Raw genomic sequence first — 25941 nt, forward strand, 5'->3', positions numbered from 1 at the left:
ATGACGTCCACCCCTCGACAGCTGAGTCACGACCCGCTCTGGCCCCGCGCCGGATCCTGGCCCGCGTTCGACGGCACGGCGGATGCGGTTCTCCTCGGTGTGCCGACCTGGCGCACGTCGCTCTCGCCGACCGGCGCGCACGCGACCCCGGCGGCCATCCGCGAGGCGCTCCCCCGCTACGGGACGACGCTGATGGGACCGCCGATCGTCGATCTCGACGAGGTGCTCCGCATCGCCGATGCCGGCGACGTCGCCGAACCCGACGGATCCGAGGGCGAGGCCCGGGCGATCTCCCGCGTGCGAGAGCTCTCCGAGGCGACGGAGCTCGTGATCGCGCTCGGCGGCGACAACTCGCTGACGTACCCGGTGGCGCTGGGCGCCCGGGCGACCGGGCTCATCACGTTCGACGCGCACTTCGACCTCCGCGACGGCATCTCCAACGGCACGCCCGTGCGGCGCCTCGTGGAAGACACCCCCGCCGCGTCGTCGTCCACCACCGCCGTCGACCCCACGCGGATCGTGCAGATCGGCATCGCCGACTTCGCGAACTCGGCCGCCTACGCCCAGCGGGCCGCCGACTGGGGCATCCGCGTGATCACGCTCGACGAGCTGCGTCGCCGCGGCATCGACGATGTGGCCGCGGAAGCCCTCGAGATCGCCGGAGCCGGATCAGACCCGCGCGTCCACCTCGACATCGACGTCGACGTGTGCGACCGCTCCGTGGCGCCGGGCTGCCCCGCGAGCGTGCCGGGCGGTCTGCAGGCCTGGGAGCTGCGGGCGCTCACCCGTGCCGTGGCCGCGGATCCCCGTGTGGTCAGCGCCGACCTCGCCGAGGTCGACGCGACGGCGGACGCCGACGATGCCCGCACCGTCCGGCTCGCCGCGCTGTGCGTCCTGGAACTGCTCGCCGGACTCGCGTCGCGGCCCTGAGCCGCCGCGCGCTTCGGGTGTCCCGGAGATGACGGAAGCCCCCGGGATCTCTCCCGGGGGCTTCCGTGTTCTGTGGACCTAAGGGGATTCGAACCCCTGACCTCCTCGATGCGAACGAGGCGCGCTACCAACTGCGCCATAGGCCCTTGAACGACATCTACGCTATCACGGCGGAGAGGCTGTTCGCGCCGCGAACGGTCATCCGGCGGCCCGACGCGAGAGCAGATCGCGCACGTGCGCCTCGATCTCGGCATCGTCGACGAACCCCATCCGCGCGTAGGGGGAAGATGCAGCGGGCAGCTCCACCGGCGCCTCCGGAGCCATCTGCTCCGCACGCTCCCGCAGGGCTGCCACCCGTGCCGCCTTGCGCCGTTCCTCCTGCGCCTCGATCTGGGCCTGTGCCGCCTGGGCACGCGATCCCGACACCGACACGAGAGGCTCCGGCAGCGGACGAGGTGTCCACGTCGCTCGGCCCTGGTCGTGCAGTTCGGGCGCGACGCGCGGAGCGGCCGGCGCGGCGACGACGTGGGTGGCACGCGCGACGCGGGCGGCGACGGCGGCCATACGCTGCAGGGCGACCCCGGCCACCAGGATCGCGGCTCCGCCGATCCAGAGCAGCGCCGAGCTTCCCGCGGCCAGGAGCTGCCACACGCCGAGACCGGCGATGATGAGCCCGAGCAGCAGGGTGCTGGTCGCCGTCACGCGGACACGTCGCCGTGCGCGTGCCCGACGGATCACCGGGTCGGCTCTGGTCGCGGCGAGTTCCTCGCGGAGCGCCTCGAGTTCTGCGGCCTCCCGCTCGGACTGCACGCGCTTGGCCAATTTCTGCTGAGCGAGCGCCGTGCGGGCGTTCAGCTCGAAGCGCACCTCACCGGGCGTCTCGCTCGTCTCGGCGAGGACGCGAAGCGCCTGATTGAGACGGACAGCGTTGCGCTCCGAAGCGTTGTACTGGAAGCGACCACGCCACGACGGGAGCAGATAGAGCATCCAGAGGAGCACGGCGACGAGCACGATCACTCCTCCGCTCAGCACCGGCCCGTCCATAGTGACCACGCTAAGGGCAGAGAGGGGGCTGCGCCGTGCAGAGCGGCGCGTGTCGCGGCGAGTCTCTGCGGATCCGCAGGGAAGGCGCGTCTCAGAGGGCGATGCGGTCGGACGGCGGGATCGTCGCCGCGTCCGGTGGCACCTGACCGTTGAGCCAGCGCGCCAGGACGCCCTGTGGCACGTCTTCCCTCGTCAACGCGAACGCGTAGTGGTCGCGCCAGTCGCCGTCGATGTGGATGTAACGGCGACGCAGCCCCTCGTACCGGAAGCCCAGCTTCTGGACGATGCGCAGGCTCGCCGCGTTCTCGGGACGGATGCAGATCTCCATCCGGTGCAGGCCGTACTCCGTGAAGCACGCATCCGTGGCCAGGGCGACGGCGGTCGGGGTGATGCCTCGCCCCGCGAACCGCTCGCTCACCCAGTACCCGATCGTGGCCGAGCAGAGGGATCCGCGGGCGACGCCCCACACGTTGAGCTGACCGGCGACCTCGCCGTCGTACTCCATGACGAACGGATAGCCCGATCCGTCGCGGTACTGCTGCAGCAGCCGACGGATGCTGAGCCTCATGTCGAAGGACACGGAGCCGTACGGCACCGTCGCCTCCCACGGCTGGAGCCAGGACCTGTTGGCCAGCAGCTCCTGCTGCAACGGTCGCGCATCCTTCGCTCGGACGAGCCGCAGTTCCACAGGTCCGTGTCGCATTCCCGCCGCCAGATCCATGCCGCACCGACCCCGCAGATTCGCCTAGAGGCGTTCCGCGAACTCCTTGAGCCAGGGCCGCAGCTCGGGCCCGAGGTCTTCGCGGTCCGAGGCGAGCTGCACGATCGCCTTGATGTAGTCGACGCGGTCACCCGTGTCGTAGCGACGACCGCCGAAGATGACACCGACCACGCCGGGGCCGTCGGGGTCGGCCGCGAGCTCCTGCAGGGCGTCCGTCAGCTGGATCTCGCCGCCCTTGCCCGGCTCGGTGCGCTCGAGGATCTCGAACACGGAGGCCGGCAGCACGTAGCGGCCGATGATGGCGAGGTTGGACGGTGCGTCCTCCTGCGCGGGCTTCTCGACGAGCCCGGTCACACGGACCGCATCCTGTCCTTCGATCGGCTCGACCGCGGCCGCACCATACATGTGGATGTTGGCCGGGTCGACCTCCATCAGCGCGATCACGGCCGCACCGGAGCGCTCGTGCTCGGCGATCATGTCGGTGAGGAGCGGGTCGCGCTCGTCGATCAGGTCGTCGCCGAGGAGCACCGCGAAGGAGCTGTCGCCCACGTGGGTGCGGGCGCGCAGGACCGCGTGCCCGAGTCCCTTCGGCTCGCCCTGACGGACGAAGTGGATGTCGGCGAGGTCGCTCGACTTCATGACGCGCTCGAGCCGACCGGTGTCACCCTTCTCCATCAGCTTCGCCTCGACCTCGGGCACCGAGTCGAAGTGGTTGGAGATCGCGTTCTTGTTCCGACCGATGATTACGAGGATGTCGTCGATGCCCGCGTCGGCCGCCTCTTCGACGACGTACTGGATCGCCGGCTTGTCGACGACGGGGAGCATCTCCTTGGGCATCGCCTTGGTGGCAGGCAGGAATCGCGTCCCCAGTCCTGCCGCGGGAATGACGGCTTTGATCTTGTGGTCGGCCATCCTCCCAGCCTAGTGGTGAGCATCGCCGTAGACTCGGAGCCATGTCGAATGACGTGGAACACGCCAAGCGCGCACTCCGCGCCGAGCTGCGCGAGCGACGTCAGCTCCTCTCCGATTCGCAGCGCGAGAGCGCGGCCGCCGCGATCGGCGAACGCCTCGATGCCCTGGTCGACGAGCTCGGCGCCCGCGCGATCTCCTGCTTCCTCTCCACGACGACGGAGCCGGGCACGAGGGACTTCGTCACCCGGGCCGTACGCCGCGGCATCCGCGTGCTGCTCCCCGTCACCCGCGCCGACGGGCTCCTCGACTGGGCCGTCGCCACGGACGACGACGAGGTCGCGGAGGGCCTGTTCGGTCTGCCCGAGCCCACCGGCGAGGTGCTCGGTCCGATCGCGGTGAACGACGTGGACCTGATGATCGTCCCCGCCGCCGCGGTCGACCGCACCGGCATGCGCATGGGCTGGGGGCGCGGCTACTTCGACAAGACCATCGGCTCCATGGAGAAGTGCCCGCCCGTGTACGCGGTCATCTATGATTCCGAGGTACTCGACGAACTCCCGCGCGAGGTGCACGACCAGCCGGTGAACGGCGTCGTGACTCCGTCGCAGACTCTCACCCTGTCGCCCCGGCGACGCTGAACCGCAAGGACCCCCATGCCCACCTACGCCTATGCCTGCACATCGTGCGGTCACCAGTTCGACGCCGTGCAGAGCTTCGCCGACGACGCTCTCACCGTGTGCCCCGAGTGCGGCGGAGCGCTGCGGAAGCAGTACGGATCGATCGGCGTGACCTTCAACGGGTCGGGCTTCTATCGCACGGACTCGCGCGCCAAATCCGGTGGTTCGAAGGATGGTTCGGCATCATCGAAGTCGGATTCGACGACGAGCGCCAAACCGGCCGCTGCGTCGACTCCCGCCTCGAACTGAGGCGCTTATCTGTTGGGGGACCCCATGTTCAAAGGTTTCAAGGACTTCCTGCTGCGCGGAAACGTCATCGATCTGGCGGTCGCCGTCGTCATCGGCACCGCATTCACCGCGATCGTCACGGCGGTCGTGAACAGCATCATCAACCCGCTCATCTCGCTCTTCCTCAAGGCTGACGCGGCCGGTGAGTTCGGCATCATCCTCACGAACATCTACGGCGAGAAGGTCACGTTCCCGATCGGCGACCTGATCTCGGCGATCATCAGCTTCCTCGCCGTCGCCGCCGTCGTCTACTTCGTCTTCGTGCTGCCGATGAACACGTTCAAGGCCCGCGTCGAGGCACGCAAGGGCACCCCGGCCGAGGAGCCCGAGGAGGAGCCGGCCGCATCGACCGAGTCCGAGCTGCTCATCGAGATCCGCGATCTGCTCAAGGCACAGCGCGGCGCCTGACAGCACCTGACCCCCACAGCGCTGTTCGACGCACGGTTCCCGCCCGAGGGAACCGTGCGTCTTCGCTTTCCCGGCGACGGAATGCTCAGCTCGCCCGAGACGGAACGCTCAGTAGTGCGGCGGCACGTCCTGCACGAGACGGTCGTCGTTGGGGCCTTTCGGCCCTTTCACGCCGGTCACGATCCGCGGCTTCTCGTCCGCGGTCGTCTCCGGCTCCGGGTCACTCCCCGGCACCGGCGTCAGGCGCGCGCGACGCGATCCCGCCACCCGCACCACGCGCTGGCGTGGGACTGACGCGTCGGAATCCTCAGTCATGCTCGCGGTCGGCGAGGTCGATCGGCTGGGTGTCGTTCTCGACGCGCGGAGCGGTGTCGGAGATGCCGAGCACCGCGGCGATCCGCCGGGCCGCCGTCGCCGGGTCGCTGTAGAGGTCGAAGGCGTGCACGCGCACGTAGTGCCAGCCGAGCCGACGGAGCACATGCGGGCGGAGCCGCAGCGTCTCGCGCAGGGACTCCCCGCGCGTCTCCGGGTCGGATTCGATCACGACCGCCTTGCCGCCGTGCTGCGCGACCAACGGCAGCAGCCCGCGGTAGTCGACGTCGACGGAGGCCCCGAGCCGTCGGAGCTCCCGCGCCAGGGCGAGAGTGAGGGGGTCGGCCAGATCCTCCAGCCGCGCGTCCCGGCTGCGGGCGGCGAGGCCCCCGAGGATGGACATCAGCGTGGCGGCCCCGTGCTCGAGGCGGCCGTCGTCGAAGGAGGAGGGACGGATCGAGGAGACCAGGACCATCGAGCGACGCGCGCGCGTCATGCCGACCGTGAGGAGCCGCTCGCCGTCGGGCGTGGACAGATCCCCAAAGTCGCTCAGCACCCGACCATGCTTGGTGAGGCCGAACCCGAGCGAGAAGATGACACGGTCACGGCTCTCGGCGACCGACTCCTCGAGCGTGAGGACCGCGAACGGCTCGGCGGTGTCGCGCCCGACGAAGTCCGCGACATCGGAGCGGCCGGCGAACGCGGATGTGACCGCGGCACGGACGCGCTCGGCGTGCCGGGCGCTGGCGGTCACGACCATGAGCGACTCGGCCGGACGGTGCACGGCGTGCTCCACGACCAGGGTGACCACGCGGGCGACCTCGGCGTCCGGGCTCTCGACCGCGCCGGAGATCGGGTCCGGAGTGCCGGTGCCGCCCTCGACGTAGTCGACCGTGAGGCTGCCGCGACCGAGGTACGAGCCCGCCCAGGGCAGGGACACGATCTCGCCGCCGTAGAAGGCGTCGTTGATGAGCTCGGCGAGATCCTCCCCGCCGGCGCGATAGCTGCGGGTCAGGGTCATCACGGGCAGGAGCTCGGACAGGCGCTCGAAGACGGAGACGTCGTCGAAGGGCACCTCGGCCTCCCACGACTCCTCCGGATCGACGGCGATGTGGAACGGCGTCGGACGCTGGGTGACCGGATCGCCGAACGCCACGATCTGGCGTGCACGGCGGATCGCCGGCGCGGCCTCGGCGAGGTTGATCGCGGCGGCGTCGACCAGGAGGACGGTGTCGAACTCGACCGACTCGGGGATCTCCGGCACCAGGTACGGGGACGAGATCCAGACCGGAGCCAGCACGTCGACGAGCGTGGGCGCCGCACTGACCACCTGCGCGGTGGTCGCCGCGGACTGGGTCAGCGCACGACGGAGATGCTGCGACTGCTGAGGCTCGTCGACGATCGCGATGCGCCACTGGTTGGCGAGCTGCCAGGCCAGCAGCGGGCCGGCCATCGCGGCGTGCGCCTCGTCGACCAGCCGGAAGTCGCGCTCGAGGCGATCCACGACGGCCGTGTTGGCGCCGAGGAGCGCGCGGTTGTCCTGCAGCGCGCGCTCGAGGAACGACTGCCACCAGGCGAACTCGAGCTCCTCCCCCACCTGCGACTCGGAGACGTGGCGCACCGAGAGCTCCGCCAGCAGCGGCTCCAGCCCCAGCAGGGCGAGTCGGTCGCGCAGCTGTGCGCGCTCGACGAGGTTCTCGAAGACGTCGGACTTCGCGGCGAGTCCGGCCAGCGTGCGCACCAGGCGCGCCACCGGGAGGGATGCCAGGGGCTCACGGCGTCCCAGCGCGGCGTCGAGCTCGGCGAGCTCGGCCTCGACACGCTGCCAGGCCACGTACACGTCGGCGAGACCCAGCGGGATCTCCGGCGCGACGCCGGCCTCGACGAACCGCTGCCACTGGGTGCGCTGGGTCTGGATCCGCAGCAGCGCCTCGTGCATCTCGGTCACGTGCACGCCCGGACGCACGTACTCCTTCGCCAGGCGACGCAGACGCCGACGGTTCGCGCCCGAGAGCCCCGGGGCGTCGCGACGCGAGCCGTGCGCCTGGATGAGTTCCCCGAGGGGGCGCTCGAACACCGTGGGGCTGAACCGATCGAGGGAGTCGCGGATGCCCTGCAGCAGACGCAGGTACTCGCCGAGCTCGTCGATGGTCGCGAACGGCCGCATGTGCGTCTGCGCGATCAGCTCGTAGCCGCGCTCGAGGAGAGCGGGAACGCTGTCCCCGTGCAGTCGACCGGCCAGCTCGTGTGCTGCGCGGGCCGCCTCGGTGCTGGAGAAGGTCACCCCGTACCAGGGCGAGTCGTTCGGGCCGAAGCGGAACTCGCCGAGGCGGGCCGCCTGCGCGAGGGCCGCCGCGGCGTCGGAGCGGTCGGCGGCGAGGCGACGCAGCGCCTCGACCCCGAGTCGTGCGGTCGTGGAAGGGGGCACCGGAAGCGATGCGAGCCGGGTGAGCTGACGGGTCGCGTCGAGGACCGAGGCGTCCATGCCGGCCGCCGGGGCGATGAGCGCCTGCCGATAGTCGCGCAGGACGGTGCGCAGGCGCACGAGCGCGTCGTCCACGTCGCTGACCTTGGGCGCCGTGGCCTTCTCGTTGCGGCCGATCGCCCGGACCAGGTCGCGGCGCACACTCGCGGGTGAGATCGCGAGGCTGTCGAGGCCGATGCCCGCGAGCCGGTGTCGCACGCCGTCCAGCGTCGAGCGGCGCGCGGAGACCACGAGCACCCGCTTGCCACCGCGCACCAGTTCGCCGAGCGCGTTGATCACGGTCTGCGTCCCGCCGGTGCCGGGGAGCGTGGAGACGGTGAGGGAGTGCCCTGCGGCGATGCGCGCGAGCACGGCTTCCTGCTCGGCATCGGCGTCGAGGAGGAGGTTGTCGGATGCCGGGGCGCGGTCGTCGGGCCCGGTGTGGTGCGGCGTGGCACGAGGAGCGGTCACCCGCTCGCGGTCTCCCACGTGTCCGCCCAGCGCATTGAGGACCACGTGGTCGAGGGTCCCCGCATCGCGGGACATCGCCCCGGACACGTCGGCGAAGGTGGACACGACCAGTCGCGGCTCGACCGAGAACGTGTCGATCGAGCGCGTCATCGCCCGCAGGCTGTCGATCACGGGCTGCGGCTTGAAGATGCCGCCGTCGTAGGCGAGAGCGGCGAGCGCCGCGGCATCGATCGTGAGTCCGAAGTGCTCCCGTGCGATCCGGACGAGTTCGGGATTCACCTCGAAGGCACCCTGGAGCTTGAGCTCGAAGTCGGAGTGGTGACGACGGATCGCGAGCGGACGCAGCAGCACCGGCGCGGCGAACCCCGCTCCCCCGATACGCCACCGCGCGACGCCGACGGCGAGGTGGACGGCCTCGATCCCGCGGACCGTGCGGAGCTCGGTGTTCTTGGCGGTGATCCGCTCGGCGGCGAGTCGCGCCGTGCGCAGCCCCACCTCGTCACGGAAGAGGTTCGACAGGAGAGTCGACTTCCCGGTGATGAACTGCGGGAGGCTGCCGGGATGCGCCTTGGAGATGTCGATGCCCGACTCCGGGCTGTCGCGGAAGCTGACCAGGGGCGACGGACCACCGAGATCGGCGGCCTCGGCCCTCAATCTGGTGCGCTCCGCCTCGGCTGCGTGCGCGATCTCGAAGCCCGTCGTGGTCTCGTGCAGATCGCCGATCGACACAGCAGCGTCCACCGCTGTGTCATCCGCCGTCTTGTCTTCACGTCGCCACACAATGACACCCTAGGCGCGTGACCGCGCGAGGCGGGGTATCCCGGGCGGGTTTCCGCCGAATTTCCGCCGTTCGACGGGAGATTCGCACTCCTCCTCCCACGCATGCGGCCGCTCCACGTTCTCCACGAAGCGCAGGATGCGCGGACGCCGGTGTCCTCGCGGACGGTCAGGATGGTGGCATGACCTTCCGCTACGACTTCGCGCCGACGCCGTTCGGCGATGCCCTCGCGGTGTTCTCCGACGAGGGCATCGTGCGATTCGACCTCTCCGAGTCCGAGGACCCGTCAGTCCCCTGGCTCCTCGAGGGCGTCTCCCGGCAGCTTCATGCCGTGCCGGAGCCCGACCCGGGCGCCGCCGATGAGCTCGCGCACCTGCTGGCCGACTACTTCGACGGCCGGCCCGTCCGGTTCGAGGAGCACCTCCGTCTCGACTGGCGGCTCGTGGAGGGCTTCCCGCTGACGGCACTGCAGACCATCTGCAGCATCGAGTGGGGCCAGACCATGAGCTACGGGGAGGTCGCCGTGGTCGCGGGGCATCCCGGTGCGGCGCGCGCGGTCGGCACGGCCTGCCGCCTGACGCCGTTCTCGATCATCGTGCCCGTGCATCGGGTGGTCCGGTCCGACGGCACCCCGGGGCACTACGGCGCGCACCCGGAACGCAAGAGGTTCCTTCTCGATCTCGAGGCCGGCTGACCAGCCCCGACGCACGACGTGGACCCGGCGAGTAGGCCGCCGGGTCCACGCCTCGGGCTGATGATCGGTGCCGATATCCGTCAGTGTTCGACGGCCTTCTCCGCGCCGAAGCCGGTCAGCGAGCGCACCTCCATCTCCGCGGCGAGTTCCGGAGACTCCTTCCGGGTGCTCGTGATCGTTCCCAGCCAGCCGAGCAGGAAGCCGAGCGGGATGGAGACGATGCCGGGGTTGTTCATCGGCCACACGGCGATGTCGATCCCGGGGATCATCGACGTCGGTGTTCCCGAGAACACGGGCGAGAGCACGATGAGCAGGATCGCCGAACCGAGACCGCCGTACATGCTCCACACGGCGCCGCGCGTGGTGAACCGGCGCCAGAAGAGCGAGTACAGGATCGTCGGCAGGTTCGCCGAGGCCGCGACGGCGAAGGCCAGCGCGACCAGGAAGGCGATGTTCTGACCCTGTGCGCCGATGCCACCGAGGATCGCCAGGATGCCGATCACGATCACGGTGCGACGCGCGACCCGCACCTCGCCGTTGGGGTCGGCCTCGACCGGGTTGCCCGCCGCGTCCTTGCGCCCCTTCTGGATGACGTTCGCGTAGATGTCATGGGCGAACGAGGCCGCGGCGGTGATGGTCAGCCCGGCGACCACGGCGAGGATCGTCGCGAACGCGACCGCCGAGATGAAGCCGAGAAGCACCGGGCCGCCGAGCCGGAGTGCCAGGAGCGGCGCCGCGGAGTTGACGCCACCGGGCGCGGCCGCGATGACGTCTGCTCCGACCAGCGCGCCGGCCCCGTAGCCGAGGACCAGCGTCAGCAGGTAGAAGCCGCCGATCAGCCAGATCGCCCACACCACCGAGCGACGAGCCTCCTTGGCGGTCGGCACGGTGTAGAAGCGCATCAGCACGTGCGGGAGGCCCGCGGTGCCGAGGACGAGCGCCATGCCGAGCGACAGGAAGTCCCAGGGGTTCGCGCCGTACTGCAGTCCCGGGGCGAGGATCGCGTCGCCCTTGTCGGAGTTCGCGACCGCGGCCTCGAGCACCGTGTTCAGACTGAAGCCGTTGATGGCGAGCACCCAGATGGTCATGCCGACCGCTCCGCCGATCAGGAGGAACGCCTTCACGATCTGCACCCAGGTCGTCCCCTTCATGCCGCCGATCAGCACATACACGATCATCAGCACGCCGACGACGGCGATCACGATCGACTGCCCGACCCGACCGTCGATGCCGAGCAGCAGGGACACGAGCCCGCCGGCGCCGGCCATCTGGGCCAGGAGGTAGAAGAAGCACACCGCCAGGGTCGTGATCGCGGCCGCCATGCGCACCGGACGCTGCTGGAGACGGAACGACAGCACGTCCGCCATCGTGAACTTGCCGGTGTTGCGCATCAGCTCCGCGACGAGCAGCAGCGCCACGAGCCAGGCCACGAGGAAGCCGATCGAGTAGAGGAACCCGTCATACCCGTTGATCGCGATCGCGCCGCAGATGCCGAGGAACGACGCCGCGGAGAGGTAGTCGCCCGCGATCGCGAAGCCGTTCTGCGGTCCCGTGAACGAGCGTCCGGCGGCGTAGTAGTCCGCCGCGGTCTTGTTGTTCCGACTGGCCCGGATCACGATGAACAGCGTCACCGCAACGAAGGCCAGGAAGATCGAGATGTTGAAGACGGGGTTGATCTCCAAGGTGACGTCCGTCGCCGTGCGGATGCCGTTCATGCCTGGGCCTGCGCCTTCTCGAGGTCTTCACGGATCTCGGTCGCCAACGGGTCGAGCTTGCGATTCGCGAAGGAGACGTACGCCATAGTGATGCCGAACGTCGTGACGAACTGTCCGAGACCGAGGAGCAGTCCGACGGTGATATCCCCCCACACGCGCTGCGCCATGAATTCCGTCGCGAATGCGGCGAGGAGCACATAGACGAAATACCACACGAGGAAGAAAGCGGCGAGCGGGAAGATGAACGATCTCTGCGTCCGTTTCAACCGGAGGAATGTCGGGGACTGCTCGACGGCGATGTAGTCGATCGCGCCGTTCGGTTCTGCGTGCGTCTGGTCGCTCATGGGGCCTCCTTGCCACATGTCCGGTCCTCGCACGAGGACACCGTGCGAGTGGTAGGGTCGACGCTACGAAACGGGGAACGACGTCGTCACCCCCGGAAGTAGGTACTCGTGAGCTCACCGCTCTCCCTCGAACCAGAGGCGGAACTCGTCGCCAACGCGGTGCGCGAGCTCGCCAGGCGTACACGCTTCCCGGTCGCGTTCGGCGGCCTGATCGAAGAGGGCGTGGTCAGCGTCACGAGCATCGTCGGCGCACGCACCCGATCGCTGGACGGACTGCGCGTACGCCCCGAGCGCGGCCTCGGCGGGCGGGCGATGATGGAGCTGCGTCCGCGGATGACGAGCGACTACGGCTCCTCCCAGCAGATCACCCACGACTACGACGTGTTCGTGCTCGGCGAGGGACTGCGCACCCTCCTCGCCCTCCCCATCATCGTGCAGGGACGATCCCGCGGAGTCCTCTACGCCGGCGGATGGGACGAGGAGCAGGTGGGCGGCGTGACCACGGCGCCCGCCATGCAGGTGGCGCAGTCGGTCGCGGACGAGCTGCGCATCCGTGACGAGGTGCAGCGACGCCTGCAGACGAGCGTCGCCGGGAGCGAGGTCGTCGCACCCCCGCAGCGCGAGGAGCTCCGCGAGAGCTTCGCCGAGCTGCGGAGCATCGCCGCCTCGGTCGACGACGCCGACATCCGCGCCCGGATCGCGCAGGTCGAGCGACGCCTCGTGGCGCTCGCGGGGGAGGCGGCACCGGTCACCACGGGAACGGTGCCGACGATCCACCTGTCCCCCCGCGAGACCGACGTGCTCGCGTGCGCCGCGCTGGGCTCGACGAATGCGGAGATCGCCTCGCAGCTGGGACTGCGCGAGGGCACGGTCAAGGCCTATCTCGGCACCGCGATGTCGAAACTCGACGCCTCCACCCGCCATGCCGCGGTGACCCGAGCACGACGCGCGGGGCTCCTCCCCTGACGACCGAGGAAATGAATTGTGACAATGCACAATTCTCGCCTTGTTGCATTTCTTCTCGGGAGGTAAAGTCGCACGCATGGCGAGACGAATTGTGCATCAGCTGGTCGACGACATCGATGGCAGTGTCCTGGAGGTCGGCGACGGCGAGACAGTGCATTTCTCTCTCAATGGCGCTTCCTACGAGATCGACCTGAACGCGGACCACGCCGAGGAATTGCGAAAGGCGCTGGAGCCCTATATCGCCGCCGGACGGCGTGCCGGTTCCTCCAGCACCCCGCGCACCTCCGCGCCCCGTAAGCGGCAGGCACGCAACCCGGAGGTCGCGGCCATCCGGGCGTGGGCGAACGACAACGGCTACACGCTCTCGGAGCGCGGGCGCATTCCCGCGCCCATCCTCGACGCGTACCACGCCGCTCACTGATCTCCGGCCGAGAGGCGGATCAGCGGAAGACTATTCGGTCGTCTCCTGCAGCCAGGATTCGTCGCGCAGAGTGATCTCATCGGTCATGTCCGCGAGGAATCGGATCACGACATCGCGCTCGGCGGGCGTCAGACGCGCCGCGGAATAGAAACGCTTGGCCTGCTGCCGGCCGACCGTCTCCATCGCCGCCCGCCGGGTCTCCGGAGTGATGGTGATGTGGAGCGCTCGGCGATCCGTCGGATGCGGTGCCCGCTTGATGTGCCCTCCGTGCTCCAGGCGGTCGAGGAGCTTGGTGGTCGCGGCCGTCGAGACACCGAGGTGATGCGCGATCCCACCCGGCGTGGCCACGAGATTCCTGTTCGCGCACACGATCAGATAGTGCAGCGCCCGCATGTCGGTCTCGTTGAGGCGCATGTAGCGACGCGACGCCTGTGAGAGCACCTGCTCGGCTTCACGGAGGCTCGCCAGCGACTCCATGAGCCGTGCGATCTGCTTCAGATCCTCGGGAGGAACGCCGGTCCGGTCGATCAGCGTGCTGCGCGGATCGCTGGCTTCCACGTCGTAGATCGCCGCGTGGCTCAGACCGTCGGGAGCCTCGTTCGCGCGGCTCACGGCGCCCGCCTGCGGCGACGGCGAATCCTGCGCGCCGATCCGCGGGGTGGTGCCGGGCTCCGTGTCCATGCGATCATGTTACACACCAACAGTTTCATGCTAAGTTGATTACTCACCAAGTTAGCTACATTCGAGAGGCTCAAGGTCAGGGAGATGCCATGGACGACGTGACCCTCCTCGCCGAAGACGGGACCGCCGTCGGCACGCTGCCGAAGAGCGAGGTCCACACCACCGACACTCCCCTGCATCTGGCCTTCTCCTGCTACGTCCTCGACACCGACGGACGCCTGCTGATGACCCGCCGCGCGCTGTCCAAGCGGACCTGGCCCGGGGTCTGGACGAACAGCTTCTGCGGACACCCGCGACCGGACGAGGCGATGACGGACGCGGTGCGTCGACACGGCCTCGCCGAGCTCGGTCTGGGCCTCTCCGACATCCGACTCGCCCTCCCGGACTACCGGTACCGCGCCGTCGACGCGAGCGGCATCGTCGAGAACGAGATCTGCCCGGTGCACGTCGCGGTCATCGAGGGCACGCCCTCCGCCAACCCGGCCGAGGTCGCGGAATGGACCTGGGTCGAGGCGCCCGCCGTGCTCGAAGCCGTCACACACGCTCCGTTCGCTTTCAGCCCCTGGCTCGTCGAGCAGCTGCCCCTGCTGCGCCGCCTCGGTGAGGTCTGACGCATGAGTGCGACGGCGACGGAGGAGACGCTCGGGACGCGGATCGAAGAGGCGCTGCGACACCGCCTCTCCGAGCGCCGCGCTGCGGCCGAGCAGTACGGCAGTGAATTCGTCGAGCTCTGGGAGACGGCGGCGGAGCACGTCCTGGGTGGCAAGCTCATCCGCCCTCGCCTGCTCATGGACCTGTTGCACGCGCTGACGCCCGCTCCGCTCTCGGAGGATGAGACGCATCGTGCAATCGATGTGGCCGCCCACGTCGAGCTGCTGCACTTCGCCTTCCTCCTGCACGACGACGTGATCGACGGAGACCTGATCCGACGTCGGCGACCGAACCTGATCGGCACGCTCGCGGCTGGGCGTCCGGAAGAGTCCGGCGAGCCCGCGCTGCATTGGGCGCGCTCGAGTGCGATCCTCCTCGGAGACCTCCTGCTGTCGTCCGCCGTGCTCGGGTTCGCGCGCGCCGACGTGGCACCGGAGGCCCGCGAGCGGCTGCTCTCCCTGCTGGAGCAGACGATCTTCGAGACGGTCGCCGGGGAGCACGCCGACGTGGCCCTGAGCGACGGGGTGATCGCCCCCGACCTGCGCACCATCCTGTCGACGAGCGCCTACAAGACGGCGACCTACTCCTTCGTCCTTCCCCTGCGCGCCGCGGCGGTGCTGGCCGGATCCTCGCCCTCCGCCGAAGAGGAGCTCACGGCGATCGGCCACCGGCTCGGTCTCGCGTATCAGCTGCAGGACGACCTGCTCTCGGTGTTCGGCGACCCGGAGGAGCACGGCAAGGACGCCTTCTCCGACCTGCGCGAGGGCAAGGAGACGGCGATCATCGCGTATGCGCGCCTGACGAGCCACTGGGACAGCATCGAGCTGCACTTCGGGCGGTCCGACCTCGATCTCGCCGACGGCGCCTATACCCGCGATCGTCTGCGCGAGTGCGGTGCGGAGGCATTCGTGCAGGGCCTCGTGCGCGAGCACCTCGACGCCGTGTCGAGCGCCCTCTCCCACGCGGAGTCCGCCGGCACGCTCTCGACCGCCGCCGGACGCACGGTTCGCGGCCTGGCCTCCCGCGTCGAGAGTCGACGCCGATGACCGCGAACCCCGCCCAGCCGGGCGACGACACCGCGCTGCGCCGCTTCAACCGCACCGCCGAGATCGCGACCACCGACGTCATCCGCACCTACTCGACGTCGTTCGGCCTCGCGACGCGCCTTCTCGGGCAGCGGCACCGTCAGCACGTCCGCAACATCTACGCCATGGTGCGCATCGCCGACGAGATCGTGGACGGGGTGGCGGCGGAGGCCGGACTCGACGCCACCGCGCAGTCGGCCGCCCTGGACTCGTACGTCGCCGAGACGCACCGCTCGATGCGCAGCGGATACAGCAGCGACCTGATCCTGCACGCCTTCGCCCGGACCGCCCGAGAGTGCGGGATCGGCGAGGACCTCACCCGGCCCTTCTTCGACTCCATGCGGGCCGACATCGCCCGGGACTCCGGATTCGCCGCATACGACGCGGACGCCCACGCGGCCTACGTCTACGGCTCCGCGGAGGTCGTGGGGCTAATGTGTCTGCAGGTGTTCCTGCGGGACGCCGACCGCACTCCCTCCGAGCTCGACACGCTGCACCGCGGGGCTCGTCAGCTCGGCGCCGCGTTCCAGAATGTGAACTTCCTGCGCGATCTCGCCGACGACACGGATCGACTGCGGCGCGGATACCTCGGTGGCACCGAGCGCCTGACCGACGCCGACCGCGACACCTGGGTCGACACGATCGACCGACAGCTCGCCGACGCCCGGGCCGCGATCCCCCTGCTGCCGAAGGACTCCCGGGCGGCCGTCCGCAGCGCCCTCGCGCTGTTCGCGGCGCTCACCCGACGCGTCGCGAAGACACCCGCCGACCAGCTGTACCAGCGCCGCGTGCGGGTCCCCGATCCGATCAAGGCCGTGCTCGCCGCTCGAGCGGTCCTGACCACGGCGATGGAACGCGACCGATGAGCCGGGTCGTGGTCATCGGCGCGGGTGTCGCCGGGCTCGCGACGGCCGGCCTGCTCGCGCGGGACGGGCACGAGGTGGTCGTCCTCGAGAAGAACGATCGCGTCGGCGGGCGCGCCGGGACGATCGAGCGCGAGGGGTTCCGCTTCGATTCCGGACCCTCGTGGTACCTCATGCCCGAGGTCTTCGACCACTTCTTCGCCATGATGGGCACCACCACCGAGGAGCAGCTCGACCTCCGTCTGCTCGACCCCGGCTACCGGGTCTTCCGCTCCCCCGGGTCTGCGGAAGCCGTGACCGTGCCCGCCGGTCGCGCCGCGGTCGGTCGACTGTTCGAGTCGCTGGAGCCCGGGTCTTCGCGGGCGCTCACCGCCTACCTCGACTCCGCGCACCATGCCGGAGCCATGGCGCAGAAGTACTTCCTCTACAACCCGTTCACCCGGATGCGGTCGCTGGCCGTCCCGGAGGTGCTGCGCGCGCTCCCCCGCCTGTTCACGCTGCTCGGCACGCGGCTGCAGTCGTTCGCCGCACGCCGCTTCCGCCACCCGGTCGTGCGTCAGATCCTCGGCTATCCGGCGGTGTTCCTCGGCACCGATCCGCGGAGCGCCCCCGCGATGTACCACCTGATGAGCGCTCTCGACCTCGATCAGGGCGTCAGCTATCCCCAGGGCGGCTTCTGGCGCGTGGTCGAGCGGATCGAAGCCCTCGCCCTCGAGGCGGGCGTCCGGATCGTGACCGGAGCGGATGTCACCGGCATCCGGACCCGGGACCACGACGGCGCCACGCATGCGACCGGCGTCGCCTGGGTCGATGCGTCGGGGGCCGCGCACGTCGAGGAGGCCGACATCGTGGTGTCCGCGGCGGATCTGCACCACACCGAGACCGCACTGCTGCCGCGCTCCCTGCAGACCTACCCGGAGTCGTGGTGGGCGCGCCGAACCAGTGGACCGGGCGGGGTGCTGGTGATGCTGGGCGTGCGCGGCGCCCTGCCCGAGCTGCCGCACCACTCGCTGTTCTTCACCGACGACTGGGACGCGAACTTCGACGCCATCTTCGGCCCCGATCCGTCCGTGCCCACCCCGGCATCGACCTACGTGTGCCGGCCGAGCGCCACGGATCCGGACGTCGCTCCCGCGGACCACGAGAACCTCTTCGTGCTGGTGCCCGTTCCCGCGGACGTCGACCTCGGCCACGGCGGATCCGACGGCGGAGGCTCGCCGGAGGTCGAACGCGCGGCCGATGCCGCGATCGACCAGATCGCCGCCTGGGCGGACGTCCCCGACCTCCGCGAGCGCATCGTCGTCCGCGAGACGAAGGGTCCGGCGGACTTCCGCGACGACTACCGCTCGTGGCGAGGCGGGATGCTGGGCCCCGCGCACATCCTGTCGCAGAGCGCCATGTTCCGGGCCCAGAACGCGTCCCGTCGCGTGCGCGGCCTCTTCTACGCGGGCGCGACGACGGCGCCGGGCGTGGGAGTGCCGATGTGCCTGATCAGTGCGGAGATCGTACTCAAGCGGATGCGCGGCGATCACTCACCCGGGCCGCTCGCCGTCCCCGAGCCGTCCGCCGTCGGGACGGAGCGTCCGTGATGGGCGCGGTGTACCTGCTCGCCCTGCTGATCTCGTTGGGGTGCATGCTGCTGCTGGACTGGCGGTTCCGCCTGTTCTTCTGGCGGGACGCGGTCTCGGCGTCGGTCGTGACGGCCGTCGGGTTCGTGTTCTTCCTCCTCTGGGACGTGGCGGGCATCGCCAACGGCATCTTCCTCCGAGGCGACGCGGCCATCGCGACGGGTGTGGTGCTGGCCCCCGAGCTGCCGATCGAGGAACCCGTGTTCCTGCTCTTCCTCGTGGTCTGCACGATGGTGATCTACACGGGCTCCGCACGCCTCCTGACCCATCGACGCAAGCGGCGCACCGAAGGCGGTCGCTCATGACCTACCTCCAGCTGGCCATCCTGTTCCTGCTCGCCGCCACGATCGGCGGCGTCGCGCTGGCTCTCGCCTCGCGCCGACGCGGCCCCCTGCCCGGGGCGGTGGTGACGACCGTGGTGCTGCTCTTCCTGCTCACCGCCGTCTTCGACACCGTGATGATCGCGAGCGGCCTGTTCCACTACGCGCAGGATCCGCTGCTCGGGTTGCACATCGGGCTGGCGCCACTCGAGGACTTCGCCTATCCGCTGGCGGGCGCGCTGCTCCTGCCGGCGCTCTGGACGGCGCTGCGCGCCCGGCGGCGAGCGCGCGAGGACGGGACGAACCCCGACGACGGAGGACGCGGATGAGCGCCGACCCCACGCCGTCGCACACGTTCGGGCGCGACTTCGCGCAGATCGTGCTCTCGTCGCGGCCGATCAGCTGGATCAACACGGCGTTCCCCTTCGCGGCGGCCTACTTCCTCAGCACCCGCGAGATCGACCTCACGCTGGTGATCGGCACCCTGTACTTCCTGATCCCCTACAACCTCGCGATGTACGGGATCAACGACGTCTTCGACTACGCCTCCGATCTGGCCAACCCGCGCAAGGGCGGCATCGAGGGTGCGCTGCTGTCGCCCCGCATCCACCGCGCGACCCTGTGGGCGGCGGCGGCGACCAACGTCCCGTTCCTGGTCTACCTCGTGATCGTGGGGAACCCGGCGTCCTGGTTCTGGCTGGCGGTCAGCGTGTTCGCGGTGATCGCGTACTCCGCTCCCCTGCTGCGGTTCAAGGAGCGGCCGTTCCTGGACTCGCTGACCTCGAGCACGCATTTCGTCAGCCCCGCCGTCGTCGCCCTCGCCCTCGCGGGCGCACAGGTCGGCGCGGCGACGGTCATCACGCTCGGCGCGTTCTTCCTCTGGGGCATGGCGGCGCACGCGTTCGGCGCCGTGCAGGACATCGGTCCCGACCGGGAGGCGGGCATCTCCTCGATCGCGACCGTCATCGGCGCGCGGGCGACGGTGCGGCTGTCCCTCTCGCTCTGGACGATCGCGGGAGCGGCGATGCTCCTGACGCCGTGGCCCGGTCCCCTCGCCGCGGTCCTCGCCGTCCCCTACATCGTGAACGCGGCACCGTGGTGGAACGTCACCGATGAGACCTCCGCATCCACGAACCGCGCCTGGCGACGCTTCATCGCCCTCAACTACTTCGCCGGATTCCTCGCGACGATGATCCTCATCCTCGCGTGGCTCTCCTGACTCCCCGACACCCGAACCCGTTCTCCGAAAGGAACCCGATGTCCCGCCCTGACACCGCCCCGATCCCACCCACCAGGGAGCGCTCACGCCGACACTCCTGGGTGCGTGTGCTCCTCCCGGTGGCACTGATCCTGGTGTGGCTGGTCGGTGCGTCGCTGGGCGGACCGCTGTTCGGCAAGGTCGACGAGGTCTCCTCGAACGACCAGACGACCTACCTTCCCGAGTCGGCCGCTGCGACCGAGGTGCAGCAGCTCCTCGGCGAGTTCAACGACAGCGACGCGATTCCCGCCATCGCGGTGTTCACCTCCGACGACAAGCTCACCGCGTCGGAGCTCGACGCGATCTCGGATGCCGTCGCGGACGCCCCGAGTGTGGAGGGTGTGGGTGACGACGTCTCGCCCGCGCTCCCCTCCGATGACGGCAAGGCCGTCCAGGCGTTCATCCCGATCGAGGGAGACGCCGAGCTGTCCGATGCGACGGCCGCTCTCGGCGACGAGCTGCGCGCTGCGGTCCCGGACGGCGTCACGGTCTACATCACCGGACCGGCCGGATTCAGCGCCGACCTCGTCGCCGGATTCGCCGGCATCGACGGACTTCTCCTCGGCGTCGCGCTCCTCGCCGTGCTCGTCATCCTGGTGCTGGTCTACCGCTCGTTCCTGCTGCCGCTCGTCGTGCTGTCGACGAGTCTGTTCGCGCTCTGCGTGGCCCTCCTCGTGGTCTGGTGGCTCGCGAAGTTCGAGATCCTGCTGCTCAGCGGGCAGACGCAGGGCATCCTGTTCATCCTCGTGATCGGCGCAGCGACGGACTACGCCCTGCTCTTCGTCGCGCGGTTCCGGGAGGAGCTGCGCGTCGCGCAGGACAAGGGCACCGCGGTCATCGCGGCGTGGAAGGGGTCGGTGGAGCCGATCGCGGCCTCGGGCGGCACCGTGATCGCGGGACTCCTCTGCCTGCTGCTGAGCGACCTCAAGTCGAACAGCACCCTGGGGCCGGTCGCGGCGATCGGCATCGTGTTCGCGATGCTCTCCGCGCTGACCCTGCTCCCCTCACTGCTGCTGCTCTTCGGCCGCGCGGTGTTCTGGCCGCGGCGCCCGCGCTTCGAGCCCGAGGTGGTGGCGGAGGAGCACGGCATGCGCACGACCGGGCTGTGGGCCCGACTGGCCGGCCTCATCAAGCGGCGGCCTCGGGTGATCTGGATCGTGACCACGCTCGTGCTCCTGGCCGGCGCCGCAGGGATCACCCAGCTCGACGCGAACGGTGTCCCGCAGTCCGACCTCGTGCTCGGCGCATCCGAGGCCCGCGACGGGCAGGTCGCGCTCGGCGAGCACTTCCCGGGCGGATCCGGCAGCCCGGTGTACGTGGTCGTCGATCAGGACAAGCTGCAGGACGCCGCCGACATCCTCCTGGCGAACGACGGCGTCGACACCGTGTCCGTGACCGCCGCGGATTCGCCCAGCGGCACGGCTCCCGTGACCGCGGACGGGATCACGGCCGTCGGCCCTCCCGGAACGCCCGTCCCCGATCCGACCACGGTCGACGGCGATGTGCTCCTGCAGGGGACGCTGACGGACGCGGCCGACTCGGAGGCCGCCGCCACCACCGTGCGCGAGCTGCGCAGTGAGCTCACCGATGTGAAGGCCCTCGTCGGAGGCGTGACCGCGACGTCCATCGACACGAACGATGCGTCGATCCACGACCGGAACCTCATCATCCCGGTCATCCTCGTGGTGATCATGTTCATCCTGATGCTGCTGCTGCGCTCGATCCTCGCGCCGGTGCTGCTGATCCTGACGACAGTGCTGTCCTTCGGCACCGCGATGGGGGTCTCCGCGCTGGTCTTCAACGGGATCTTCGCGTTCCCCGGAGCCGATCCGGCGGTGCCGCTGTTCGGCTTCGTGTTCCTGGTCGCGCTCGGCATCGACTACAACATCTTCCTCATGACGAGGGTGCGCGAGGAGTCGAAGGCGCACGGGACCAGGGAGGGGATCCTGCGCGGCCTGTCGATCACCGGAGGGGTCATCACCTCGGCGGGACTCGTCCTGGCGGCGACCTTCGCAGCGCTGTCGGTGATCCCGATCCTTTTCCTGGTCCAGCTGGCATTCATCGTCGCGTTCGGCGTGCTGCTCGACACGTTCATCGTGCGGTCGCTGCTGGTGCCGGCGCTCACGTACGACATCGGCAAGGCGATCTGGTGGCCCTCGAAGCTGTGGCGTCGCGGGCTGGACTGAAACGCGGCGGCGTGCGCCCGGTCGCTTAGACTGGACGCACGCCCTCGTAGCTCAGGGGATAGAGCAGCCCTCTCCTAAAGGGCAGGTCGCAGGTTCGAATCCTGTCGCGGGCACGACGTGCTGAAGGGGCCGCCCGGAGGGTGGCCCCTTCAGCACGTCTCAGGCCCCCGTCAGCGGGCCCCCGGCCGGCCCGAGGCTCCGCGCGCCGCCCTTCTCGATCCGATCCCCGCCCGCTCTCTCGCGGCGCGTGGAGTGGCCGGTGGAGGAAGCGCGGGCACGACGTCCCGAGGCTCAGGCGGCCAGCGCCAGGTACGGCTCCCATCGGGGGTCGCTGCGCTCGGTGCCGCGCACGGTCCAGGCGGTGCCGTGGGGCGGACGCGGAGTGAACCGCAGCTCCCAGCGCATCTCCTGCGGGGTGCGGTTGCTCTTGACGTTGTTGCAGCGCAGGCAGCAGGCGACGAGGTTCTCCCATGAGTCCGCTCCCCCGCGCGAACGCGGCAGCACATGGTCGATCGTGGATGCCGCCTTGCCGCAGTAGCCGCAGCGGTGGTTGTCGCGGCGGAGCACGCCGCGACGCGTGACCGGCACGCGTCTGCTCGTCGGCACCCGGACGTACCGGGCGAGGATGATGACCGCCGGGCGATCGTAGACGCCGTGGGTGCCCCAGACGGGGTCTTCCTCCACGCGTTCGATCACGGTCGCCTTGTCGTTCATCACGAGGACCAGGGCTCGCTTGAACGACACGATCGCAAGCGGCTCGTATCCGGCATTCAGGACCAGTGTGCGCATTCGTCATCCTCTCGATCCGCCGGGACGGCTTCCCGGCACTCTCGACTCACACGAGGTCGCGCAGGAGGAAGAGCGATCGCGGGGACGAAAAAAGGCGCCGTCTAAAGACAGCGCCTTTCGCGCACGGCAACGCCGTGGCTTCCCTGCGGGCTATGCAGAAGGACGTGACGACCGAGGGCATCCATGGTTCGGATGCTCGATATTCGCTCCATCTGCCTCTCCCACCTGTACGACAACGGGATCAGGCTAACCCATCTCCCTGGGTGCAGGGCGAAACGGCGGGTGAATGGAGGAAGGCGTGTCCGGGAATCAGCCGGCGTTGACGGAGAGCCAGGACATGGGCTCGACGAGTCCGCCGTTGATCCAGACCTCGAAGTGGAGGTGGTTGGCGGTCGAGCGACCGGTGCTGCCGACGTAGCCGATGAGCTGTCCGGCGGCGACCGTCTGACCAGCCTGCACCTGGCGCGAGCCGTAGATCATGTGACCGTAGGTGGTCTGCACGCGCTGACCGCCCACGACGCTGTCGAGCATGACGCACACGCCGTAGCCGCCGATGCTCTCGGCCGATGCCCGGACGACGCCGGCCGCGGCCGCGTAGATCGGAGTGCCGGCCGGAGCGAGCATGTCGGCACCGTTGTGTCCGCCACCCACGGTGCGGCTGACGTTCCAGGAGCCCATCGGAAGCGGGTACCGCACCTCGCCGGAACCGGGCGAGGTGAGCGCGTAGCCCGCGGAGTTGAACTGCGCGCCCGCCGATGCGGTGGACGCGGCGGCGGCGGCGCGGGCTGCTGCGGCCTCTTCGGCCTTCTTCTTCGCGATCTCCTCGGGAGTGGTCGCGCTGAAGGTGCTGCGGCTGAGTGGGGCGGCGGTGGCCTGCGAGGCCACGACGAGAGACTGTGCGTCCACGGCAGCGAGCTGCTGCAGGGTGGTGGCGGCTTCCTCGGTCGGCTTCGACGATGACGCGAAGGCCGGGAGGGCGATACCGGCGACGAGTGCACCGACGGCCCCGAAGATGGCGATGGAGCGGAGTGGCTTGACGGCCTTGCGAGCGTTCACGCGCGCACCGGTGCGGCGGGCGGGTACTCGGTCTTCAGATGTCTTCTTCGCGGGCGGTTCGATGTCTGCGGCCAAAACGTGGTCCTCCTGGGCCTTCACGCTTTCGGGTAGCGCTGGCTCGTCGGCACTCTGCTCTCGTGGCACGAATGTATCTCGGGTACTTTGTGCGTTCCTGCCGTGAAGACGACGAGCCTGGAAGGCGAATCTTCGCGGTGTGCCGGCAGCGGGCTTCTTCGCTGACGACTCGACCGAGGTTACCGGAAGATAACGATCATGTCACCCCGGGAACCTGACAATCCTCGGAGAGGCCGGAGCACGGTCACGTGAGAGCCGGCCTCGGAGGCAGGATTCCGCGGCGGATCAGGCCGGTTCGCCCACGAGGAAGATGTGCGAGGCGAGCTCGACCGGGAGCTCGAGTCCGTCTTCCTTGCCGTCCATCTGGATGAGGACGTAGCCCTCGCTGAAGCGGAAGTCGCCGTGGGCACCGGGAACCACACCGGCCTCGCGAAGCTGCTCCAGCAGCTCGGGGTCGACCTGCGCGGGCTCGGCGAGACGGCGGACCGTGCCCTCCACGGGCGCACCCGCGGCGTTCAGTCGCTGCACGAGGCCGATGACGCCCTCGTCGAAGGTGCGCGCGGGCAGGTCTCCGAGCTGGTCGAGACCGGGGATCGGGTTGCCGTACGGGGATTCGGTCGGGTGCCCGAGCAGCTCGACGAGTCGACGCTCGACCTGCTCGCTCATGACGTGCTCCCAGCGGCAGGCCTCTTCGTGCACGAACGCCCAGTCGAGTCCGATGACGTCGGACAGGAGGCGCTCGGCGAGGCGGTGCTTGCGCATGACGTCGACGGCCTTGCGGCGGCCGGCATCGGTGAGCTCGAGAGTGCGGTCCTCGGAGACGATGACGAGTCCGTCGCGCTCCATGCGACCCACGGTCTGCGAGACCGTCGGGCCGGAGTGGCCCAGACGCTCGGAGATGCGGGCGCGCAGCGGCACGATGTTCTCCTCCTCGAGCTCGAGGATGGTGCGGAGATACATCTCCGTGGTGTCGATCAGATCGGTCATGTGCAGGCCCTCCGAGGTTCTTAGGCAAGCCTACATTCCCGGAGGGACATCGGATCGTCGCCCGGCAGGCGAAGCCCCGCGCGCCCCCTAGAATCGACGCATGGCGATCGAGATTCCCCGTGACCTCCTGCCCGCTGACGGCCGTTTCGGCTGCGGTCCCTCGAAGGTGCGCCCGGCGCAGCTCGAGGCGCTGTTCGCCTCGGGGTCCACGATCCTCGGCACGTCGCACCGCCAGGCGCCGGTGAAGAACCTCGTCGGCAGCGTCCGCGAGCAGCTCGCCGCGCTCTTCCGCATTCCCGAGGGCTACGAGATCGTCCTCGGCAACGGCGGATCGACCGCGTTCTGGGACGCCGCAGCCTTCGGCCTCATCGAGCGTCGCAGCCAGAACCTGGTGTTCGGCGAGTTCGGCGGCAAGTTCGCCGCCTCCGCCGCCGCCCCGTGGCTCGAGGCACCCGACGTGCGCAAGGCCGAGCCCGGCTCCCTCACCGCCGCCGAGGTCGTCGAGGGCGTCGACGTGTACGCCTGGCCGCACAACGAGACGTCGACGGGCGTCGCCGCACCGATCCAGCGCGTCGACGCGGACGGCGCTCTCACCGTCATCGACGCGACCAGCGCCGCCGGCGGCATCGACTTCGACGCGACCCAGGCCGACGTCTACTACTTCGCTCCGCAGAAGAACCTCGGCTCCGACGGCGGGCTGTGGTTCGCCGCGGTGTCCCCCGCCGCCGTCGAGCGCATCGAGCGCATCGCCGCCTCCGGCCGCTACATCCCGGAGTTCCTGAGCCTCAAGAACGCGGTCGACAACTCCCGCCTGAACCAGACGCTGAACACCCCGGCGCTGACGACCCTGCACCTCCTCGACAGCCAGCTGCAGTGGATCCTCGACAACGGCGGCCTCAGCTGGGCGGCGGCCCGCACGACCGAGTCCTCGTCGATCCTGTACGACTGGGCGCAGGCCTCAGCGGTCGCGACCCCGTTCGTCGTGGACGCCGCGCACCGCTCCCCCGTCGTCGCGACGATCGACTTCGACGACAGCATCGACGCCGCGGCGATCGCGAAGACCCTGCGTGCCAACGGGATCGTCGACACCGAGCCGTACCGCAAGCTCGGCCGCAACCAGCTGCGCGTGGCGACCTTCGTCTCGATCGAGCCCGAGGACGTGCGGCAGCTGACCCGCTCGATCGACTACGTGTTGGAGAACCTGGGCGGCTGAGCGC

The 25941-nt window shown here is 69.7% G+C and carries 27 protein-coding genes and 2 tRNA genes; 17 read left to right on the forward strand and 12 right to left on the reverse strand.

Annotated features, from left to right (window positions below; all coding sequences use genetic code 11):
* Window positions 1–930: an agmatinase family protein gene (locus MME74_RS12855; RefSeq protein ID WP_267415444.1), complete on the forward strand. Its 930-nt coding sequence runs from the start codon at window positions 1–3 to the stop codon at window positions 928–930.
* A 73-nt stretch (window positions 931–1003) separates the two neighbouring features.
* Here MME74_RS12855 and MME74_RS12860 read toward each other — a convergent pair.
* The 4 genes from MME74_RS12860 to galU form a co-directional block, all read right to left on the reverse strand.
* A tRNA-Ala gene (locus MME74_RS12860) sits at window positions 1004–1076 on the reverse strand.
* Window positions 1077–1128: 52 nt separating this feature from the next.
* Window positions 1129–1974: a hypothetical protein gene (locus MME74_RS12865; protein WP_267415445.1), complete on the reverse strand. Its 846-nt coding sequence runs from the start codon at window positions 1972–1974 to the stop codon at window positions 1129–1131.
* A 91-nt stretch (window positions 1975–2065) separates the two neighbouring features.
* On the reverse strand, window positions 2066–2677 hold the full coding sequence (locus MME74_RS12870; protein ID WP_416383319.1) for a GNAT family N-acetyltransferase: 612 nt from the start codon (window positions 2675–2677) through the stop codon (window positions 2066–2068).
* A gap of 42 nt (window positions 2678–2719) precedes the next feature.
* The gene (galU, locus tag MME74_RS12875; RefSeq protein WP_267415447.1) at window positions 2720–3607 is read right to left on the reverse strand and encodes a UTP--glucose-1-phosphate uridylyltransferase GalU; all 888 of its coding nucleotides are present in this window, start codon (window positions 3605–3607) and stop codon (window positions 2720–2722) included.
* A gap of 41 nt (window positions 3608–3648) precedes the next feature.
* Between galU and MME74_RS12880 the strand changes: the two genes are divergently transcribed.
* From MME74_RS12880 to mscL, 3 genes are read left to right on the forward strand one after another with little or no spacing between them, the layout of a single operon-like run.
* Window positions 3649–4245: a 5-formyltetrahydrofolate cyclo-ligase gene (locus tag MME74_RS12880; RefSeq protein WP_267415448.1), complete on the forward strand. Its 597-nt coding sequence runs from the start codon at window positions 3649–3651 to the stop codon at window positions 4243–4245.
* 15 nt (window positions 4246–4260) lie between these two features.
* On the forward strand, window positions 4261–4533 hold the full coding sequence (locus MME74_RS12885; RefSeq protein WP_267415449.1) for an FmdB family zinc ribbon protein: 273 nt from the start codon (window positions 4261–4263) through the stop codon (window positions 4531–4533).
* Window positions 4534–4557: 24 nt separating this feature from the next.
* Window positions 4558–4980, forward strand: coding sequence for a large conductance mechanosensitive channel protein MscL (gene mscL / locus MME74_RS12890; RefSeq protein ID WP_267415450.1), 423 nt, complete (start codon window positions 4558–4560; stop codon window positions 4978–4980).
* A gap of 108 nt (window positions 4981–5088) precedes the next feature.
* Here the strand turns inward: mscL and MME74_RS12895 are convergent, their stop codons facing one another.
* Together MME74_RS12895 and MME74_RS12900 are read right to left on the reverse strand one after the other, a co-directional pair.
* Window positions 5089–5295, reverse strand: coding sequence for a hypothetical protein (locus MME74_RS12895; RefSeq protein ID WP_267415451.1), 207 nt, complete (start codon window positions 5293–5295; stop codon window positions 5089–5091).
* Complete coding sequence (locus MME74_RS12900; protein WP_267415452.1) at window positions 5288–8968, reverse strand: AAA family ATPase; 3681 nt, start codon at window positions 8966–8968, stop codon at window positions 5288–5290. Before MME74_RS12900 ends, MME74_RS12895 begins: the two co-directional genes overlap by 8 nt.
* Before the next feature lie 218 nt (window positions 8969–9186).
* On the opposite strand from MME74_RS12900, the gene MME74_RS12905 reads away from it, so the two are divergent.
* Window positions 9187–9699: a methylated-DNA--[protein]-cysteine S-methyltransferase gene (locus tag MME74_RS12905; RefSeq protein ID WP_267415453.1), complete on the forward strand. Its 513-nt coding sequence runs from the start codon at window positions 9187–9189 to the stop codon at window positions 9697–9699.
* An 80-nt stretch (window positions 9700–9779) separates the two neighbouring features.
* Here MME74_RS12905 and MME74_RS12910 read toward each other — a convergent pair whose 3' ends face one another.
* Together MME74_RS12910 and MME74_RS12915 are read right to left on the reverse strand one after the other, a co-directional pair.
* Complete coding sequence (locus MME74_RS12910; protein WP_267415454.1) at window positions 9780–11414, reverse strand: cation acetate symporter; 1635 nt, start codon at window positions 11412–11414, stop codon at window positions 9780–9782.
* Complete coding sequence (locus MME74_RS12915; protein WP_267415455.1) at window positions 11411–11758, reverse strand: DUF485 domain-containing protein; 348 nt, start codon at window positions 11756–11758, stop codon at window positions 11411–11413. Before MME74_RS12915 ends, MME74_RS12910 begins: the two co-directional genes overlap by 4 nt.
* Before the next feature lie 108 nt (window positions 11759–11866).
* Here MME74_RS12915 and MME74_RS12920 point away from each other — a divergent pair, with 108 nt between their 5' ends.
* Together MME74_RS12920 and MME74_RS12925 are read left to right on the forward strand one after the other, a co-directional pair.
* A complete protein-coding gene (locus MME74_RS12920) occupies window positions 11867–12724 on the forward strand; it encodes a LuxR C-terminal-related transcriptional regulator (RefSeq protein ID WP_267415456.1) in 858 nt (285 codons plus the stop codon).
* 76 nt (window positions 12725–12800) lie between these two features.
* On the forward strand, window positions 12801–13145 hold the full coding sequence (locus MME74_RS12925) for a histone-like nucleoid-structuring protein Lsr2 (RefSeq protein ID WP_267415457.1): 345 nt from the start codon (window positions 12801–12803) through the stop codon (window positions 13143–13145).
* Between the two features lie 30 nt (window positions 13146–13175).
* On the opposite strand, the gene MME74_RS12930 is transcribed toward MME74_RS12925, so the two are convergent.
* The gene (locus tag MME74_RS12930) at window positions 13176–13826 is read right to left on the reverse strand and encodes a MarR family winged helix-turn-helix transcriptional regulator (protein ID WP_267415458.1); all 651 of its coding nucleotides are present in this window, start codon (window positions 13824–13826) and stop codon (window positions 13176–13178) included.
* A gap of 89 nt (window positions 13827–13915) precedes the next feature.
* Here MME74_RS12930 and idi point away from each other — a divergent pair, with 89 nt between their 5' ends.
* The 9 genes from idi (at window position 13916) to MME74_RS12975 (ending at window position 21930) form a co-directional block, all read left to right on the forward strand.
* Window positions 13916–14437, forward strand: coding sequence for an isopentenyl-diphosphate Delta-isomerase (gene idi, locus MME74_RS12935; RefSeq protein WP_267415459.1), 522 nt, complete (start codon window positions 13916–13918; stop codon window positions 14435–14437).
* A 3-nt stretch (window positions 14438–14440) separates the two neighbouring features.
* A complete protein-coding gene (locus MME74_RS12940; RefSeq protein ID WP_267415460.1) occupies window positions 14441–15523 on the forward strand; it encodes a polyprenyl synthetase family protein in 1083 nt (360 codons plus the stop codon).
* Complete coding sequence (locus tag MME74_RS12945; RefSeq protein WP_267415461.1) at window positions 15520–16428, forward strand: phytoene/squalene synthase family protein; 909 nt, start codon at window positions 15520–15522, stop codon at window positions 16426–16428. Before MME74_RS12940 ends, MME74_RS12945 begins: the two co-directional genes overlap by 4 nt.
* Complete coding sequence (crtI, locus tag MME74_RS12950) at window positions 16425–18014, forward strand: phytoene desaturase family protein (RefSeq protein ID WP_267415462.1); 1590 nt, start codon at window positions 16425–16427, stop codon at window positions 18012–18014. Before MME74_RS12945 ends, crtI begins: the two co-directional genes overlap by 4 nt.
* On the forward strand, window positions 18014–18358 hold the full coding sequence (locus tag MME74_RS12955) for a lycopene cyclase domain-containing protein (protein ID WP_267415463.1): 345 nt from the start codon (window positions 18014–18016) through the stop codon (window positions 18356–18358). The genes crtI and MME74_RS12955 overlap by 1 nt, the downstream gene beginning before the upstream one ends.
* Entirely contained in the window at window positions 18355–18702 is a 348-nt protein-coding gene (locus tag MME74_RS12960; RefSeq protein WP_267415464.1) for a lycopene cyclase domain-containing protein, read from the forward strand. Before MME74_RS12955 ends, MME74_RS12960 begins: the two co-directional genes overlap by 4 nt.
* On the forward strand, window positions 18699–19592 hold the full coding sequence (locus tag MME74_RS12965; protein WP_267415465.1) for a prenyltransferase: 894 nt from the start codon (window positions 18699–18701) through the stop codon (window positions 19590–19592). Before MME74_RS12960 ends, MME74_RS12965 begins: the two co-directional genes overlap by 4 nt.
* Before the next feature lie 38 nt (window positions 19593–19630).
* Window positions 19631–21817: an MMPL family transporter gene (locus MME74_RS12970; protein ID WP_267415466.1), complete on the forward strand. Its 2187-nt coding sequence runs from the start codon at window positions 19631–19633 to the stop codon at window positions 21815–21817.
* A 40-nt stretch (window positions 21818–21857) separates the two neighbouring features.
* Window positions 21858–21930: transfer RNA gene (locus MME74_RS12975), tRNA-Arg, on the forward strand.
* A gap of 178 nt (window positions 21931–22108) precedes the next feature.
* Here MME74_RS12975 and MME74_RS12980 read toward each other — a convergent pair.
* From MME74_RS12980 to MME74_RS12990, 3 genes are all read right to left on the reverse strand, one after another.
* Complete coding sequence (locus tag MME74_RS12980) at window positions 22109–22606, reverse strand: HNH endonuclease (protein WP_267415467.1); 498 nt, start codon at window positions 22604–22606, stop codon at window positions 22109–22111.
* A 309-nt stretch (window positions 22607–22915) separates the two neighbouring features.
* Entirely contained in the window at window positions 22916–23662 is a 747-nt protein-coding gene (locus tag MME74_RS12985; RefSeq protein WP_267415468.1) for a M23 family metallopeptidase, read from the reverse strand.
* Window positions 23663–24022: 360 nt separating this feature from the next.
* Window positions 24023–24724, reverse strand: a complete 702-nt coding sequence (locus tag MME74_RS12990) for a metal-dependent transcriptional regulator (RefSeq protein ID WP_267415469.1) — start codon at window positions 24722–24724, stop codon at window positions 24023–24025.
* A gap of 100 nt (window positions 24725–24824) precedes the next feature.
* On the opposite strand from MME74_RS12990, the gene serC reads away from it, so the two are divergent.
* Window positions 24825–25937, forward strand: a complete 1113-nt coding sequence (serC, locus tag MME74_RS12995; protein ID WP_267415470.1) for a phosphoserine transaminase — start codon at window positions 24825–24827, stop codon at window positions 25935–25937.
* The last annotated feature ends 4 nt before the right edge of the window (window positions 25938–25941 follow it).

It is taken from the genome of Microbacterium oxydans (genome assembly GCF_026559675.1).
GTDB classification, from domain to species: domain Bacteria; phylum Actinomycetota; class Actinomycetes; order Actinomycetales; family Microbacteriaceae; genus Microbacterium; species Microbacterium oxydans_D.

Excerpts from the sequence above, each read along its gene's own strand:
- MME74_RS12855 (WP_267415444.1), top strand. The coding sequence starts at position 1 with ATGACGTCCACCCCTCGACAGCTGAGTCACGACCCGCTCTGGCCCCGC.
- MME74_RS12865 (WP_267415445.1), bottom strand. The coding sequence starts at position 1,974 with ATGGACGGGCCGGTGCTGAGCGGAGGAGTGATCGTGCTCGTCGCCGTG.
- MME74_RS12870 (WP_416383319.1), bottom strand. The coding sequence starts at position 2,677 with ATGCGACACGGACCTGTGGAACTGCGGCTCGTCCGAGCGAAGGATGCG.
- galU (WP_267415447.1), bottom strand. The coding sequence starts at position 3,607 with ATGGCCGACCACAAGATCAAAGCCGTCATTCCCGCGGCAGGACTGGGG.
- MME74_RS12880 (WP_267415448.1), top strand. The coding sequence starts at position 3,649 with ATGTCGAATGACGTGGAACACGCCAAGCGCGCACTCCGCGCCGAGCTG.
- MME74_RS12885 (WP_267415449.1), top strand. The coding sequence starts at position 4,261 with ATGCCCACCTACGCCTATGCCTGCACATCGTGCGGTCACCAGTTCGAC.
- mscL (WP_267415450.1), top strand. The coding sequence starts at position 4,558 with ATGTTCAAAGGTTTCAAGGACTTCCTGCTGCGCGGAAACGTCATCGAT.
- MME74_RS12895 (WP_267415451.1), bottom strand. The coding sequence starts at position 5,295 with ATGACTGAGGATTCCGACGCGTCAGTCCCACGCCAGCGCGTGGTGCGG.
- MME74_RS12905 (WP_267415453.1), top strand. The coding sequence starts at position 9,187 with ATGACCTTCCGCTACGACTTCGCGCCGACGCCGTTCGGCGATGCCCTC.
- MME74_RS12910 (WP_267415454.1), bottom strand. The coding sequence starts at position 11,414 with ATGAACGGCATCCGCACGGCGACGGACGTCACCTTGGAGATCAACCCC.
- MME74_RS12915 (WP_267415455.1), bottom strand. The coding sequence starts at position 11,758 with ATGAGCGACCAGACGCACGCAGAACCGAACGGCGCGATCGACTACATC.
- MME74_RS12925 (WP_267415457.1), top strand. The coding sequence starts at position 12,801 with ATGGCGAGACGAATTGTGCATCAGCTGGTCGACGACATCGATGGCAGT.
- MME74_RS12930 (WP_267415458.1), bottom strand. The coding sequence starts at position 13,826 with ATGGACACGGAGCCCGGCACCACCCCGCGGATCGGCGCGCAGGATTCG.
- idi (WP_267415459.1), top strand. The coding sequence starts at position 13,916 with ATGGACGACGTGACCCTCCTCGCCGAAGACGGGACCGCCGTCGGCACG.
- MME74_RS12940 (WP_267415460.1), top strand. The coding sequence starts at position 14,441 with ATGAGTGCGACGGCGACGGAGGAGACGCTCGGGACGCGGATCGAAGAG.
- MME74_RS12945 (WP_267415461.1), top strand. The coding sequence starts at position 15,520 with ATGACCGCGAACCCCGCCCAGCCGGGCGACGACACCGCGCTGCGCCGC.
- crtI (WP_267415462.1), top strand. The coding sequence starts at position 16,425 with ATGAGCCGGGTCGTGGTCATCGGCGCGGGTGTCGCCGGGCTCGCGACG.
- MME74_RS12955 (WP_267415463.1), top strand. The coding sequence starts at position 18,014 with ATGGGCGCGGTGTACCTGCTCGCCCTGCTGATCTCGTTGGGGTGCATG.
- MME74_RS12960 (WP_267415464.1), top strand. The coding sequence starts at position 18,355 with ATGACCTACCTCCAGCTGGCCATCCTGTTCCTGCTCGCCGCCACGATC.
- MME74_RS12965 (WP_267415465.1), top strand. The coding sequence starts at position 18,699 with ATGAGCGCCGACCCCACGCCGTCGCACACGTTCGGGCGCGACTTCGCG.
- MME74_RS12970 (WP_267415466.1), top strand. The coding sequence starts at position 19,631 with ATGTCCCGCCCTGACACCGCCCCGATCCCACCCACCAGGGAGCGCTCA.
- MME74_RS12980 (WP_267415467.1), bottom strand. The coding sequence starts at position 22,606 with ATGCGCACACTGGTCCTGAATGCCGGATACGAGCCGCTTGCGATCGTG.
- MME74_RS12990 (WP_267415469.1), bottom strand. The coding sequence starts at position 24,724 with ATGACCGATCTGATCGACACCACGGAGATGTATCTCCGCACCATCCTC.
- serC (WP_267415470.1), top strand. The coding sequence starts at position 24,825 with ATGGCGATCGAGATTCCCCGTGACCTCCTGCCCGCTGACGGCCGTTTC.